The sequence below is a fragment of the Pseudomonas sp. GCM10022186 genome (genome assembly GCF_042656385.1).
In the GTDB taxonomy this organism is placed as follows: domain Bacteria; phylum Pseudomonadota; class Gammaproteobacteria; order Pseudomonadales; family Pseudomonadaceae; genus Metapseudomonas.
In genome coordinates, this window is record NZ_JBHSOU010000070.1 from 122,070 (window position 1) to 137,852 (window position 15,783).

The window sequence follows — 15,783 nt, forward strand, 5'->3', positions numbered from 1 at the left end:
ATGACTTTCAGAATCACTACTTTGCCTGTTACCCCCGAATGGGGTGTTTGAATAGCGTTGGCCTCCTCGCAATGCCCTTCAGGTAGAGGCCAATGAAAACAACAACAAGAACCTGCAAATCCTTCTGTCCCAGCGCACTGGCGGTCGCGGTCGCAATGAGCATCGCGCTTCCGGCAGGGGCGGTGAGCTTCACCGTCGGTGAAATCGAAGGCCAGTTCGACTCCTCGCTGTCGGTGGGGGCCAGTTGGTCCACGCGTGGGGCCGATCCGGACCTGATCGGCGTGAACAACGGTGGCGACGGCCTATCGCAGACCTCCGACGACGGCCGACTGAACTTCAAGAAGGGCGAGACCTTCTCGAAGATCTTCAAGGGTATCCATGACCTCGAGCTGAAGTACGGCGACACTGGCGTCTTCGCTCGCGGCAAGTACTGGTACGACTTCGAGCTGAAGGACGAGCACCGCCTGTTCAAGGACATCGACGACCACAACCGCAAGGAGGCCGCCAAGGCCTCCGGCGCCCAGCTGCTCGATGCCTTCCTCTACCACAACTATCAACTGGGCGACTTGCCGGGTAGCGTGCGCCTGGGCAAGCAGGTGGTGAGCTGGGGCGAGAGCACCTTCATTCTCAACAGCATCAACTCGATCAACCCGATCGACGTGGCCGCCTTCCGCCGTCCTGGCGCCGAGATCAAAGAAGGCCTGATCCCGGTCAACATGTTCTACGTGTCCCAGAGCCTGACCGACAACCTCTCCGCCGAAGCCTTCTACCAACTGGAGTGGGACCAGACCGTCATCGACAACTGCGGGACCTTTTTCTCCCAGCCGGACGTGGCGGCCGACGGCTGCGACCGGAATCTTGCGGTCTTGCGCACCCAGTCCGGCCTGGCCAGCAGCCTGGGTCCGATCAGTCCCATCGTGCAGGGCACGCTGCAGGACAATGGTGTCGCCTGGGGCAATCCCGACGAAGGTGTGGTGGTGCGCCGCGCCGGGGATCGTGACCCGAACGATGACGGCCAGTACGGCCTTGCGCTGCGCTATTTCGCCGAACCGCTGGATACCGAGTTCGGTGTCTACGCCATGAACTATCACAGCCGCACGCCGTTCCTCGGCATCAACGCTGCCGATCCTGCCGTCTTCGGCCTGTTCAGTCCGCAGAATCCGGCCGGATTCGGCCCGCAGCTGGCCGGTGGCCTGGTCGGCGCCGGGATTCCTGCCGGCCAGTCCGCGGCACTGGCACGGCAGCTGACGCCGGCCCTGGCGCCGCTGGTGGTTGCGGGCAACTCCCAGTATTTCATGGAGTATCCGGAAGACATCAGGCTCTACGGCCTGAGCTTCTCCACCACCCTGCCCACCGGCACGGCGTGGAGCGGCGAGATCAGCTACCGGCCCAATGCCCCGGTGCAGCTGAACACCACCGACATCCTGTTCGCCGGCCTGACGCCCTTGAACCCCAATGTCTCGTTGCAGCGGGCCACTCCCGGTTCCGAGCTGCCCGGTTATCGGCGCAAGGAGGTCACCCAGTTCCAGACCACCTTCGTCCAGTTCGTCGATCAGGTGATGGGCGCTTCGCGACTGACCCTGGTGGGAGAAATCGGCGTTTCCCACGTCGGCGGTCTGGAAAGCTCCAGCAGGGTGCGTTACGGGCGTGATCCCGTCTTTGGGCCCGGTCCGCTGCCGAACGGCACCTGTCAGACCCTCAACGCCGGCACCCTGGGCAGCCCGACGGCGGAGAACGTCAGCAAGTACTGCGAGGACGATGGCTTCGTCACCAGTACGTCCTGGGGTTACCGCATGCGCGCGGTGTGGGACTACAACGACGTGTTCGCCGGGGTGAACCTCAAGCCCAGCCTGGCCTGGTCCCACGATGTCGACGGCTATGGAGCCAATGGCGTGTTCAACGAGGGCAACAAGGCCGTCAGCCTGGGCCTGGACGCCGATTACCAGAACACCTACAGCGCCAGTCTTTCCTACACCGACTTCTTCGGTGGCACCTACAACACCTCGATCGATCGCGACTTTCTCGCGCTCAGTGTCGGGATGAGCTTCTAAGCGCGGCACCAGACGCAGAGGACGAAGACTGATGAACAACAAGAAACTGATGCAATCCGGCGCCCTGGCGCTGAGCCTGCTGGCAACCAGCGTCATGGCCAAGGTCTCGCCGGATGAGGCCGCGAAGCTGGGTACCAGCCTGACCCCGATCGGCGCTGAAAAGGCTGGCAATGCCGACGGCAGCATTCCGGAATGGACCGGCGGCCTGCCGCAGAACGCCGGCACCGCTGACGCCAAGGGCTTCCTGTCGGACCCCTTCGCCGGCGAACAGCCGCTGTTCACCATCACCGCGAGCAATGCCGAGCAGTACAAGGACAAGCTGTCCGCCGGCCAGAGGGCGATGTTCAAGCGCTATCCGGATACCTACAAGATCCCGGTATACAAGACCCACCGCAGTGCAGCGCTGCCGGGCGACATCTACGCCGCGGCCAGGGCCAGCGCGCTGAACACCGAAGGTGTCGACGGTGGCAACGGCCTGAAGGGCTTCGGCGACAGCCGCTACTACGCCTTCCCGATCCCCAAGAGCGGCGTCGAGGTTGTGTGGAACCACAGCACCCGTTACCGCGGCGGTAACATCAAGCGCTACATGACCCGCGTGCAGCCGCAGTCCAACGGCGCATTCAGCATGGTCCAGTTCACCGACGAGGTGTCATACCCCACCGAGCTGCCGGACGTGGACAAGGGCAAGGCCGAAAACATCCTGTTCTACTTCATCCAGAACGTGACCGCCCCTGCGCGCCTGGCCGGCAACGTGCTGCTGGTCCACGAAACCATCGACCAGGTCAAGGAGCCACGCCTGGCGTGGCTCTACAACGCCGGCCAGCGCCGCGTGCGTCGTGCTCCGCAGGTGGCCTATGACGGGCCGGCGACCGCCGCCGACGGCCTGGCGACCTCGGACAACTACGACATGTACAACGGCGCGCCGGACCGTTACACCTGGGAACTGGTCGGCAAGAAGGAGATGTATATCCCCTACAACGCCTACAAGCTCGATTCGCCGAGCCTCAAGTACAAGGACATCATCCGGCCGGGCCATATCAACCAGGACCTGACCCGCTACGAGCTGCACCGCGTCTGGGAGGTGGTGGCCAAGCTCAAGCAGGGCGAGCGTCACATCTACGCCACCCGCCACATGTACTTCGACGAAGACAGCTGGCAGCTGGCCCTGGTCGACCACTACGACGGTCGCGGCCAGCTGTGGCGCGTCGGCGAGGGCCATGCCCAGCAGTACTACCACAAGCAGGTGCCGGGCTATACCGCCGAGGCCCTGTACGACCTGATCTCCGGCCGCTACTCGGTACTGGGGCTGAAGAACGAGGAGAAGCAGAGCTTCGAGTTCGGCGCCAAGGCCTCTGCGTCTGCCTACACCCCGGCGGCCCTGCGCCAGGCCGGCATACGCTGATTCGCAATCGATCGCTCCATGTGTGTATTGCGGCCCTCCGGGGCCGTTTTTTTTGTGCGCCCAGCATGGGCGCAATCTTGTGGGTGAAAGTCCCGCCGTGAGTTGACCACAGCGAACGAAGTGAAGCGCAACTGCGGAAGGGTGACCGACCGTGGGAAGGAAGCGTGGAGCGAAGCCGCGAGCCGATGAACAAGAACCGGATACAAGGCGATGCCGACCAGGGCGAGCGGGCTAAAAGCCGCGAAGCTCTCGTGGTCAAGGGGCGGTGGCGTAGATCCGGCGGTTGTGCGGTGCAGGAGTGCGTTCTTACCTGGGGAGATCTCGCCTTGTGCCTGAAAGGGCGACGGCACCAGCCGGAGCGAGAAGTCAGCCGAGGCCGTAGTAGTCGTTTTTTTCGACGAAGGGCCGAACGAGAGAGAGCGTCGTAGGCCATCTTGATGCGACATGACCGGAAGTCAGATGCCCGCCAAACGCGGGGCGGCCCGCTGTCGCCGTTGCTGGCGAACGTGCTGCTGGACGAAGTGGATCGGGAGCTGGAGCGCCGAGGTCATTGCTTCGTGCGCTACGCCGCCGACGCGAACGTCTACGTGCGTAGTCAAAAGGCGGGTGAACGGGTGATGGCTTTATTGAAGCGTCTGTATGGACGGCTGCACTTGAGCGTCAACGAGAGCAAGAGTGCGGTGGCCAGTGCGTTTGGCCGCAAGTTCCTCGGTTACGCCCTCTGGCTGGCCTCGAACGATGAGGTCCAACGCGGGGTGTCGATGAAGGCGCGGGCAACGCTCAAGCACCGGGTTAGGCAACTGACCCGCCGATCCGGCGGCTGCAGCCTTGCCGAGGTGGTCGGGACACTGCGCCGCTACCTCTTGGGATGGAAAGGGTATTTCGGGCTGGCCCAAACACCGCGAATCTGGCGCGAGCTGGACGAGTGGATACGCCGCCGTCTGCGTGCCCTTCACCTCAAGCACTGGCGTCGCGGCAAGACGACCTATCGGGAGCTGCTGCGCCTGGGAGCTAACCCCCGGGTGGCGCAATCGGTGGCAGCGCTGAGCCGCCGCTGGTGGCATAACAGCCTCTCTGCGGTGCACCGGGTGCTGACGATTGCGTACTTTGACCGTCTCGGCGTGCCACGCCTCTCCTAACCTCAATCTCTCGAACCGCCCGGTGCGGACCCGCATGCCGGGTGGTGTGGCAGGGGAACGGCCTGGGAGGGCCGTCCCCTATGCCGATTTCGCGCAAGCGCCATTGCGCAATCTCCTCAGGCTCTGCAAGGATGGCTCCACCATCGATCTGGAAGCCAATGTGGCCATGGCACAACCGCCGTTCAATCCCGACCTGCCCCGGCTGCCGCCGCTCCACTTTCCCCGCCCACGCCTGCGCGATGCCCTGTTGGAGGCCGATTGCCGGTTGCGCTTGCTATGCGCCGCCGCCGGCAGCGGCAAGAGCGTGCTCCTGGGCGAATGCATGCGGCAGCGTCCGGCCGATACCCGGCTGGTCTATCTTGACCTGCGTGGCCAGCGCCCGGGTGCCGAGGCCTTTGTGCGGCGCCTGGCAAGCGCGCTGGGGCTGGCGTCCGCCGACCTCGATGCGATCACCCAGCACCTGAACGCAGAGGAGCGCCCGTGCTGGCTGGTGCTGGATGACTATCCGCGCCTGGCCGACGGAGAGCTGGATCGGGCATTGAACGAGCTCATCCTTCGTTCGCCGTATCGCACCCGTTGGTGGGTTGCCGGTCGGCGTCGCCCCCAACTGCAGCTGGCTCGTCTGCTGCTGGATGGCGAACTGTTCGAGCTGGGCAGTCATGAACTGGCCTTTTCCGAAGGCGAACTGGGTGAGCTGCTGCAACGGGCCGGCCATCACTGGCCACGCCAGGCGATCCTGGAACTGATGGAACAATCCCAGGGCTGGTGCGCCGGGGTATGCCTGCGTCTGCTCGGGCTCAAGCCTGGCCAGCAGGCGCCGGTCGATGGCGGCAACGCCCTGGTGCTGGAATACCTCAAACGCGAAGTGCTCGATGAGCTGCCCGGCGACTGGCTACAGGCGCTCTGCAGCCTGGCACACTTCCCGCAGTTCGACCGGAGCTTGTGCGAGCATTTGCTGGGCGTGGGGGAGGGCGCGCAGTTGCTCGACCACCTGCTCGAATCCGGCCTGTTCATCGAGACCGTTGACCAGGAGGGCAGGCTGTTGCGGGTGCAACGGGCATTCGCCTCTCTGCTGGCCGGCCAACTTCCCGGCAGCATGGCCAGGTCGCTGTTCCGCAAGGCCTGCCAGTGGTACATGAGCCAGGAGCAGATAGGCCCGGCGATGGAGTACGCCTTCAAGGCCGAGCAACCGGACGTAGCTGCCAGCCTGATGGAGCGCTACACCCAGGACCGCATGCTGCAGGGGCGTGGGTTCGCCCTGCTGCTGGAGTTGCGGAACCAGTTGCCGCTGTCGATGCTGGCCAGCACACCGCGGCTGACCCTGATCAACGCCTGGCTCCTGCTGCTCGGTGGACGGCTCGAGGAGGCGCAGTACTTCATCGACGCGCTCGGACGCTTCCTGCCGCAGCCGGATGCACGCCGGCAGTTCGAGCTGGTCGCGCAATGGAAGGCGCTGATGGGCAAGCTGGCGTATCACCGGGGCGATGCCGAGCAGGCGCGGCCGCTGGTGGCCGAGGCCATCGCCGAGCTGCCGGATCGAGCCTGGGGCCAGCGCCTGCTGTGTGAAGTGCTTCAGGTCGAGCAGGCGCTGATCGTAGGTGATTTCGCAAGGGCCCAGGAGCTCAACCGGTTCGCCATCAAGCAGGCCCGCGAGCACGGCAGCCTGGCCGTGGAAAGCGTGCTGGCCCTCGAACACGTGAAGCTGCTGGAAATCCGCGGGGAATTGCTGCGCGCGGAAACCCTGCTGACCCGCCTTCACCAGGAATTGACCAGCGCCTGGGGCGCGCAGGAGAGCCCGATCAAGGGGCGGGTCCAGTTGCTTCGCGCCGGCCTGCTCTTGCAGCGTGGCTGTTATGCGGAAGCCGAGGCCGCCTTCGAGTCGGGCATACGGGAATGCCGGGCCTGCGCCGATCCGGCCGCTACCTGGGGCTACCTGGGGATGGCCGAACTGGACGCCCTGCACGGCGATTCCGCCGGTGCCTTCGTGCGCATTGCCGAGGCAGAGCGGTTGATGCAGTACGGCCACATCAGCGTGCAGCTGTACCAGGGCTTGATCCTGCTGACCAAGGCGCGGCTCTGGTTGAACCAGGGCAGTCATGCCCAGGCCGAAAAGGCGCTGCGTGGCCAGTTGGCCGAAACCACCCAGCTTCCGCCATTCGGCGCCCCCGAACTGAACGTGCGCCTGCGTCTGTTGCTGGCTCGGGCACAGCTGGCCGGTGAGGCGGTGGAGGAGGCGGTGGACAACCTCGCGGCCATCCATGGCGCTGCGCTGGACGAGGGACGGCGACCATTGGCCTGCGAAGCCGGGTTCAGCCTGGCTGAAGGCCTGTACGGTTGCAACCGGCAGGCCCAGGCCAGGCAGGTCCTGCTGGATGCCCTGGCCATGGCTCGGCAGTTGGGGCTGGCCAGCCTCGAACAGACGTTCAGCCAGCGTAATCCGGCGATGATGCGCTGGGTGAGCAAGGGCTCCGGCAGCCCGGGTGAATGCGAAGCGGTTTCCCTGTTGAGCCGGCGCGAGCTGGCTGTGCTCAAGCTGATCGCCCAGGGCTTTTCCAATCAGCAGATTGCCGAGGCCCTGTTCATTTCCCTGCATACGGTCAAGAGCCATGCTCAGCGCATCAACACCAAGCTAGGGGTGGAGCGGCGCACGCAGGCGGTGATCCGGGCCAAGGAACTGGGGCTGACGCCGTGATCCGCGGCCGGTGCAAAGAGCGCGCGCCTAGTCGTGCATTCTCGCGCGCAGCGCCAGCAATTCCCGTCGCCTGGCACCGGGCGTCATGGCGAACCAGCGGCGGCAGGCACGGTTGAACACGGCCTGCTCGCTGTAGCCGAGCATGCCGGCGATCTGCGACATCGGAATATCCCGTTCGGCCAGGTAGGTGTCGGCGCGATCCCGGCGTATGGCTTCGACCAGTTGCTCGAAGCTGCAGTCCTGTTCGGCCAGCCGTCGTTGCAGCACGCGTTCGTGCAGGCCGAGTTGCTCGGCCACCAGCGGCAGGCGGCACTGCTGGGTCGGCAGCAGGCGCAGCACCAGGCGCCGCACCTGCTCCACCACGTCCGAGGATGCGTCCTGGGTGAACTGGCTCAGGTACTGCACCAGCATGCGGTGGAGTCCGGGGTCCTGCTGCTCGATGCGTTGGTTCAGTTGGGCGTTTGTCAGGACCAGTGCGTTGCAGGCCTGCCCGGTGTACACCTCGGCCTGGAAGAAACGGCGGTAGCGGGCCAGAGGCAGAGGGCCCTGGCCGGACAGCAGGACGGCCTGGGCCTTGAAGCTGCTGCCGTAAAGCATCTTCATCGTGTTGTGCGAAACGCCCAGGGCCAATTCCACCAACTGCCGTTGCGGCTGCGGGGTGGGCAGGCGCAGGCCGAACACCAGCCGTGGCGCCTTCGGCTCGCTGCGGTCCAGGTCGAGCTGGATGCCAGCGCTGTGGTAGCCGATGAAACGGACGATCTCCGCCAGCGCGTGTCCGGCGGTGGCCGAGTTGCGCGCGATGATTGCGATCGGCCCGAGCACATGCAGATTCTGGTACTCGGCCATGCGTAGTCCGAGGTCCGGGCAGTCCAGTTCCTGCGCCGCGTATTCGAGCAACGCCACCAGGGAACTCAATGGCACCCGGGCGTCTTCGTCATCGAGCAGTTCCGCCTTGATGCGAAAGCGTTCCAGGAATGGCGCGGGGTCCTTGCCGAGCTTGGCCAGCAGTTCACGGAAGCCGCCGAAGGAGGTGGTTCTGATCAGGGGGGGCATGTCGTCAAAGATCAAATATAAGTCATGAAAGATCAATTATTCCCTCGCGTCTCCGAGAAGAATTCCAGCACGGGCGCCCCCTACGCCCGGCCCCTTGGCAACTCGGAGCAATACGATGGAATTCGACTACATCATTATCGGCGCAGGCTCGGCCGGTTGCGTCCTGGCCAACCGCTTGAGCGCCAACCCGGCGCTGTCGGTATGCCTGCTCGAAGCCGGGCCCGAGGACCGGTCCCCCCTGGTCCATGCGCCGGCCGGTGTGGCTGCCATCCTGCCCAGCCGGCATGCCAACTGGGCCTTCCAGACGGTGCCGCAGCCGGGGCTCGGCGGGCGTATCGGCTACCAGCCGCGGGGCAAGGTGCTGGGCGGCAGCAGCTCGATCAACGGCATGATCTACATCCGTGGCCACCACAGCGACTTCGACGAGTGGGCGGCGCTGGGCAACCCCGGCTGGTCATTCGCCGATGTGCTGCCGTACTTCCGCAAGAGCGAGCTGAACCATCGCGGCGCCTGCGACTTCCACGGCGCCGAGGGCGAGCTGTACGTGGGGCAGATCGAGGCCCATGCGGCCACCCACGCCTTCATCGAAGCGGGCAGGAAGGCCGGACATCGCTACAACGACGACTTCAACGGCGCCGAGCAGGAGGGTGTGGGCCAGTACGACGTCACTATCCGCGATGGCCGCCGCTGGAGCACCGCAACGGCCTTCCTCAAGCCGGTGCGCCAGGCGCGCAGGAACCTGACGGTGCTGACCGGGGCACATGCCGAGCGCATCCTGCTGGAAGGCAAGCAGGCGGTCGGCGTTTCGGCGATGATTCGCGGCCAGCGCACCAGGCTCAAGGCGCGCAAGGAAGTCCTGCTCAGCGCCGGCGCCTTCGGCAGCCCGCACCTGCTGCTGCTCTCGGGTATCGGCGCGGAAGCCGAACTCAAGCCCCACGGGATTGGCGTGCAGCATGAGCTGCCCGGCGTCGGGAAGAACCTGCAGGACCATCCCGACGTGGTGCAGTGCTACAAGAGCAGCGACACCTCCCTGTTGGGTTATTCCCTTGGCGGCAGCCTGAAGATGGGGGCGGCGCTGGTCGAATACCTGGCGCGCAGGCGCGGTCCCCTGGCGAGCAACTTCGCCGAGGGCGGCGGTTTCCTGAAGACCCGCGCGGACCTCATCCGGCCCGACATCCAGCTGCACTCGGTGGTCAGCATCATCGATGACCACAACCGCACCCTGCACTGGGGCCATGGCTTCAGTTGCCACGTCTGCGTGCTGCGCCCGAAGAGCCTGGGCAGCGTCGGCCTGCAGTCGGCCGACCCCTCCACGCCGCCGCGTATCGATCCCAACTTCCTCGGCCACGACGATGATGTGCAGACCTTGCTCAAGGGCTACCGCATGGCCCGGGAAATCGTAGAACAGGCACCCATGGCCCGCTTCGGCCTGAAGGACATGTTCAGCGAGGGGCTGTATCGCGACGAGGAGCTGATCGACCTGCTGCGCCAGCGTACCGACTCGATCTACCACCCGGTGGGTACCTGCCGCATGGGCAACGACGAAGACGCCGTGGTGGACAGCCAGTTGCGCGTGCACGGCCTCCAGGGCCTGCGGGTGATCGACGCCTCGATCATGCCGACGTTGGTCGGCGGCAACACCAATGCGGCGTCGATCATGATCGCCGAGCGCGCCGCGGAGTGGGTTGCCCAGGCCTGATGCCCGGGGGCTCCGCAAATTCCGATAACAATCGAGGATGCACTGCATGCACCATTCCCTGAAACGGCTCTGCTCCGCAGCACTCGCCGTTGCCCTGTTGCCAACGGCTGCTGCCCATGCCGTTCCCGTTTCCTCCAAGCCGGCGTCCGAGGTGACCCGGGCAGCCAACCAGGCGGTCCTGCAGGCCTTGCCGTTCAGCGACAAGCGGGATTTCGAGAATGCCCAGCGCGGCTTCATCGCCAGGCCGGACACCCTGACCATCAAGGACGCCAGCGGCAAGGTGGTCTGGGACATGGAGTCGTACAAGCGCTATATCGGCCTGGACATGCCCGCGCCGGACTCGGTCAACCCAAGCCTGTGGCGCAATTCGCAGCTGAACATGCTCTATGGCCTGTTCAAGGTCACCGACGGCATCTACCAGGTGCGTGGCTATGACGTTTCGAACATCACCTTCATCGAGGGCAAGACCGGCTGGATCGTCTTCGATCCCCTGATCAGTGTCGAAGTCGCGAAGGCCGCCCTGGATCTGGTCACGGAGCAACTGGGCAAGAAGCCGATCGTCGGCGTGGTCTACAGCCATTCGCACATCGACCACTTTGGCGGGGTGCGCGGCATTGTCGACGAGCGCGACGTGAAGGCGGGCAACGTGCGCATCGTCGCGCCCCTGGGCTTCACCGAAGAGGCGGTCAGCGAGAACGTCCTGGCCGGCAACGCCATGGCGCGCCGTGCCGTGTACCAGTTCGGTACGCTGCTGCCGCGCAACGATCTGGGGAGCGTCGGCGCGGGGATCGGGCAGAATGTTTCCACCGGCGCCGCAACGCTGATCGAACCCACCGAATTCGTCCGCGCCACCGGCGACACCCTGACCCTCGACGGCGTGAAGATGGTGTTCCAGATGACCGAGGGCACCGAGGCGCCCACCGAGATGAATACCTGGCTCCCGGACTTCAAGGCCATGTGGATGGCCGAGAACACCACCAACGTCATGCACAACCTCTATACCCTGCGCGGCGCCCAGGTGCGGGATGGGCTGAAGTGGGGGAAATCCATCGGTGAGACCCTCGCCCTGTTCGGCGACCAGGCCGAGGTCAAGTTCCAGAGCCACCACTGGCCGCTCTGGGGGCAGGCTGAGATCGCCGACTACCTGAAGAAGCAGCGTGCCCTGTACAAGTACATTCACGACCAGACGGTGCGCATGCTCAACCTGGGCATGAACAGCGAGGAGATCGCCGAGGCCATCAAGCTGCCGCCGGAACTGGAAAAATTCTGGCCGGGACGCGGTCACTACGGCACCCTCAAGCACAATGCCAAGGCGGTCTATCAGCGCTACATGGGCTGGTACGACGCCAACCCCGCCAACCTCGACAAGCTGCCGCCGCAGGCCGCGGCGAAGAAGTATGTCGAGTACATGGGCGGGGCGGCCGCCGTGCTCGCCAAGGCCCGGGCCGACTTCGACAAGGGGGAGTACCGTTGGGTCGCCGAAGCGCTGAAGCAGGTGGTGTTCGCCGAGCCGGACAACGCCGAGGCGAAGGGCCTGCTGGCCGACAGCTTCGAGCAGATGGGCTACCAGGCAGAGTCCGGCCCCTGGCGCTCGGCCTACCTGCAGGGCGCCTATGAACTGCGCAATGGCGTGCCTGCCGGCGGCGGCACGGTGACCGCCAGCCCCGACGTGATCCGCGCGATGACCCCGGAGATGCTCTTCGACTATCTGGCGGTCAGGCTGAACGGCGAGCGTGCCGCGGGGAAGAAGCTCGTGCTCAATTTCAACTTCCCCGATCTGCAGCGCAGTTATGCCTTGACAGTCGAAGACGCGGTCCTGACCTACGCCGACAAGGCGGATGACAAGGCCGATGTCGGCCTGACCATGAGCAAGGCCACGCTGGAAGACATCCAGCTGGGCAAGGCGACCCTGGAGCAGAAGGTGGCTTCCGGCGAGCTGAAATTCGACGGCCGCCAGGAAGCCTTTGCCGAGTTCATGGGCCTGCTCGACAAGTTCGACTTCTGGTTCAGCATCGTGACCCCCTGACATCGTCGAAGCGCGAAGACCTGCCGATGACCGCCGGCCCCTCTCCCGGAATGAGAGAGGGGCCGGTGTGTTCGGAGTCGGCTCCCCGAAGGCTATGGCCGATCAGTCTTGGTGGGGGAGGTCGCGGGTCCGCAGCCGTTCCGGCAGGCCCCAGAGCAGCAGGGCGGCGGTGATCAGGCCGGTCGCCGCGATCAGGTACAGCGCCGGGGTGGTGCTGCCGGTGAGGTCGCGAATGCGGCCGACCATGATCGGGCTGACGATGCCGCCGAGCTGGCCCAGAGTATTGATCAGGGCGATGCCACCGGCCGCACCCGCTCCGGCACCGGCCAGCAGCTTGGGCGGCAGGGTCCAGAACGAAGGGATGGAGGCCACTACGCCGGCGCCGAGCAGGCCGAGGGAAATGATCAGGAAGGTGGTGTGGCTGGCGAACAGCCCGGCACTGAAGAAGCCCACCGCGCCCAGCAACACCAGGCCCGCGGCGAACTTGCGGCGTTCGCCGCTGGCGTCGGACAGGCGGCCGACCACCACCATGCTGATGGCGCCGCAGACGTAGGGGATGGCGGTGAGCAGGCCGATCAGGGTCGGGCTGTCGGTGCCGGCGCTGCGAATCAGTTGCGGCGCCCAGAAGTTCAGGCCGTAGGAGGCCACCTGGATCAGGAAGTAGATCAGGCCGAGCATCAGGAAGCCGGGGATGCGGATGGCGGCCAGCAGCGAGCTGCCGTGCTGGTGCGCCTGCTGATGGCTGATGCGGCTGCTGAGGTAGCTCTTCTCGGCGTCGGTGAGCCAGTGGGCGTCCTCCACCCGGTCCTTGAGCAGGGTCAGCACCATCAGGCCCAGGGCCACGCAGGGCAGGCCGCCGAGCAGGAACAGCCAGTGCCAGCCGCGCATGTCCATGACGCCGTCCATATGGCCCAGCACCAGGCCCGAGAAGGGCGCGCCTACCAGGCCGGAGAAGGCCGAGGCGAGGAACAGCATGGAAGTGATGCGGCCACGGTGGTTCTGCGGGAACCAGAGGGTCAGGTAGTAGAGCACCCCGGGGGCGAAGCCCGCTTCCATGGCGCCGATGATGAAACGCAGGGCATAGAACTGCCATTCGTTGCTGACGAAGACCATGGCCGCCGTGGCCAGGCCCCAGGAAATCATGATGCGGGCGATCCAGCGGCGCGCGCCGACCTTGTAGAGCATCAGGTTGCTCGGCACTTCGAAGAGCACGTAACCCACCACGAACAGGCTGGCGCCCAGGCCATAGGCGGTGTCGCTGAAGCCGAGGTCGGTCTGCAGCTGGAACTTGGCGAAGCTGATGTTGATGCGGTCGAAGAAGGCGAACAGGTAGCAGATCATGATCAGCGGCATCAGCCGCCAGGCGACCTTGCGGACCAGGGCCTTCTCGGTGTCGGAACCGGCCTGGCCGGCAGAGGCGTGCAGTACGTTGGTATTCATCTTGTCTCCAGGCGGACGCTCCCATCGGGCGTCCGATTGTTCTTGTAATCTGGTGGAGCGATTTCGCCCCGTGATCGGTACGGCGCGGCGGCGTCAGCCCGGCAGGTCCGCCGGTGGCGGATGCAGGTCGCAATTGCGGCCGGCCTTGGCCAGCTGGCCGGGCAGTTCATGGCCGAGCAGGGCGGGCAGGCGGCGCGAGATCGCCAGCAGGCGCTGCAGGTCGATACCCGTGGGTATCCCGGTTTCGTCACACAGGTTGACCAGATCCTCGGTGCAGATGTTGCCCGACGCGCCGGGGGCGAAGGGGCAGCCGCCCAGACCGCCGAGGGCGGCGTCGAAGCGCCTGGCGCCAGCCTCATAGGCCGCCAGTACGTTGCACAGGCCCAGGCCGCGGGTGTTGTGGAAGTGCAGGGTGAGCGCCTTGGCCGGCAGCCGCTCCAGCACACGCCCAACCAGCCGCGACACCTGCCGTGGGTTGGCCATGCCGGTGGTGTCGGCCAGGGTGATGCCCTGCATGCCCAGCTCCAGGTAGGCGTCGACGATGCGCAGCACCTCGTCTTCGTCGATGCGCCCTTCGAAGGGACAGCCGAAGGCGGTGGCCACCGTGGCGTTCAGCGCCACCCCTTGCCCATGCACCGCCTCGACTATGGCGCCGAAGCCGGCCAGGGACTGCGCGCGACCCATGCGCATGTTGGCCAGATTGTGCGTCTGGCTGGCCGACATCACCAGATTCAGTTCGTCGGCTCGGCAGGCCAGGGCGCGTTGGGCACCCTTGAGGTTGGGCACCAGGGCGACATAGATCACCCCCGGCTGGCGCTTGATGCCGCGAAACACCTCTTCGCCGTCGCGCAGGGCGGGAATGGCCCTTGGCGAGACGAAGGAACCAGCCTCGATACGGCTGAAACCGGCCAGGGAGAGTTCGTCGACCAGGGCGATCTTGTCCTCGGTGGGCACCCAGGTCGGCTCGATCTGCAGGCCGTCGCGGGGCGCCACTTCCTGGACGATGAGGCGCTGGCTGTAGTCGCTGATCATCGCACCACCCCCTCGTCGCGCAGACGCTGGATATCGCCTTCGGTCATGCCCAGGCCGGCGAGCACCGTGTCGGTGTGTTCGCCCAGGGCCGGGCCCTGCCAGTTCACCGCGCCGGGGGTGGCGGACAGCTTGGGCACTATGCCGGGCATCTTCACCCGCGTGCCATCCGGCAGCTCGCTGTCCAGCAGCATGCCGCGCGCCTGGTAGTGCGGGTCGGCGACTATGTCGGCCACCGAGTAGATGCGCCCGGCGGGCACTTCGGCGGCTTCCAGGGCGGCCAGCACCCGGTCGATCGGCTGGCGGCGGGTCCAGGCCTCGATGGCGGCGTCGAGCATCTCGCTCTGGGCGGCGCGGCCGTCGTTGTGGGCGAGGTCCGGGCGTTCGCCCAGGTCCGGCCGTTCCACCACCCGCATCAGGCGCTTGTAGATGGGGTCGCTGTTGCCGGCGATCACCACGAAGGCGCCGTCGGCGGTGCGGTAGGTGTTGGACGGCGCGATGCCGGGCAGGGCGCCGCCGCTGCGTTCGCGCACATGGCCCTGCAGGTCGTACTCGGGTATCAGGCTTTCCATCAGGTTGAACACGCTTTCCACCAGGGACACGTCCACCACCTGGCCCTCGCCGCCGTCCTTGACCCGCAGCAGCGACAGCAGCGCGCCGATCACCGCATGCAGGGAGGCCAGCGAATCGCCCAGGCTGATGCCGGCGCGGGCCGGCACCGATTCCGGCGCGCCGGTGGTGTAGCGGATGCCGCCCATGGCCTCGCCAATGGCGCCGAAGCCCGGCCGGTCGCGGTAAGGGCCGCTCTGGCCGTAGCCGGAAATGCGCACCAGGGTCAGCTTCGGGTTGAGGGCGTGGAGCACGTCCCAGCCGAGGCCGAGCTTTTCCAGGGCGCCGGGGCGCAGGTTCTCGATCAGCACATCGGTGTCTTCCACCAGGCGCTTGATGATGGCGATGCCTTCGGCGGACTTCAGGTTCAGCGCAAGGGACTTCTTGTTGCGCGATTGCAGGTACCACCAGAGGGACGTGCCCTGGTGGAGCTTTCGCCACTTGCGAAGGGGGTCACCCTGGTCGATGGCCTCGACCTTGATCACCTCGGCGCCGAATTCGGCCATCAGGCGTGCGGCGAAGGGGGCGGCGATCAGCGTTCCTATCTCAAGGACCCTGATGCCATTGAGCGGGGCGGTCATGCGCGGTACCTCTTGTTCTTGGAGTGCAGGGCCAAGACTAAGAAGCAGCTGAAAAACGATCC

Annotated in this window: 8 protein-coding genes and 3 pseudogenes; 7 read left to right on the forward strand and 4 right to left on the reverse strand. The window is 65.8% G+C overall.

Features of this window, described 5'->3' with window-relative positions; translation table 11 throughout:
• Nucleotides 1-92 precede the first annotated feature (92 nt).
• The 5 genes and pseudogenes from ACFPU0_RS26005 to ACFPU0_RS26025 all read left to right on the forward strand — a co-directional run.
• Nucleotides 93-2,051: a DUF1302 domain-containing protein gene (locus ACFPU0_RS26005; RefSeq protein ID WP_377696180.1), complete on the forward strand. Its 1,959-nt coding sequence runs from the start codon at nt 93-95 to the stop codon at nt 2,049-2,051.
• Between the two features lie 31 nt (nt 2,052-2,082).
• A complete protein-coding gene (locus ACFPU0_RS26010; RefSeq protein WP_377696181.1) occupies nt 2,083-3,453 on the forward strand; it encodes a DUF1329 domain-containing protein in 1,371 nt (456 codons plus the stop codon).
• A gap of 473 nt (nt 3,454-3,926) precedes the next feature.
• Nucleotides 3,927-4,592: pseudogene (locus tag ACFPU0_RS26015) on the forward strand (group II intron maturase-specific domain-containing protein); the annotation flags it as partial.
• Between the two features lie 166 nt (nt 4,593-4,758).
• A pseudogene (locus ACFPU0_RS26020) lies at nt 4,759-6,981 on the forward strand (AAA family ATPase); the annotation flags it as partial.
• A gap of 78 nt (nt 6,982-7,059) precedes the next feature.
• Nucleotides 7,060-7,284, forward strand: a pseudogene (locus ACFPU0_RS26025) (response regulator transcription factor); the annotation flags it as partial.
• A 27-nt stretch (nt 7,285-7,311) separates the two neighbouring features.
• Here the strand turns inward: ACFPU0_RS26025 and ACFPU0_RS26030 are convergent.
• Nucleotides 7,312-8,337 carry an AraC family transcriptional regulator gene (locus ACFPU0_RS26030; protein WP_377696182.1) on the reverse strand — a complete coding sequence of 342 codons (1,026 nt, stop codon included), beginning with the start codon at nt 8,335-8,337 and terminating at the stop codon, nt 7,312-7,314.
• Between the two features lie 115 nt (nt 8,338-8,452).
• Between ACFPU0_RS26030 and ACFPU0_RS26035 the strand changes: the two genes are divergently transcribed.
• Together ACFPU0_RS26035 and ACFPU0_RS26040 are read left to right on the forward strand one after the other, a co-directional pair.
• Nucleotides 8,453-10,036 carry a GMC family oxidoreductase gene (locus ACFPU0_RS26035; protein ID WP_377696183.1) on the forward strand — a complete coding sequence of 528 codons (1,584 nt, stop codon included), beginning with the start codon at nt 8,453-8,455 and terminating at the stop codon, nt 10,034-10,036.
• A 46-nt stretch (nt 10,037-10,082) separates the two neighbouring features.
• Nucleotides 10,083-12,062, forward strand: coding sequence for an alkyl/aryl-sulfatase (locus ACFPU0_RS26040; protein ID WP_377696184.1), 1,980 nt, complete (start codon nt 10,083-10,085; stop codon nt 12,060-12,062).
• 102 nt (nt 12,063-12,164) lie between these two features.
• On the opposite strand, the gene ACFPU0_RS26045 is transcribed toward ACFPU0_RS26040, so the two are convergent.
• The 3 genes from ACFPU0_RS26045 to ACFPU0_RS26055 form a co-directional block, all read right to left on the reverse strand.
• Nucleotides 12,165-13,502 (reverse strand): MFS transporter, encoded by a 1,338-nt coding sequence (locus ACFPU0_RS26045; RefSeq protein ID WP_377696185.1) that lies wholly within the window; start codon nt 13,500-13,502, stop codon nt 12,165-12,167.
• A gap of 93 nt (nt 13,503-13,595) precedes the next feature.
• On the reverse strand, nt 13,596-14,534 hold the full coding sequence (locus ACFPU0_RS26050) for a hydroxymethylglutaryl-CoA lyase (RefSeq protein WP_377696186.1): 939 nt from the start codon (nt 14,532-14,534) through the stop codon (nt 13,596-13,598).
• Nucleotides 14,531-15,721: a CaiB/BaiF CoA transferase family protein gene (locus tag ACFPU0_RS26055; protein WP_377696187.1), complete on the reverse strand. Its 1,191-nt coding sequence runs from the start codon at nt 15,719-15,721 to the stop codon at nt 14,531-14,533. Before ACFPU0_RS26055 ends, ACFPU0_RS26050 begins: the two co-directional genes overlap by 4 nt.
• Nucleotides 15,722-15,783 lie beyond the last annotated feature (62 nt).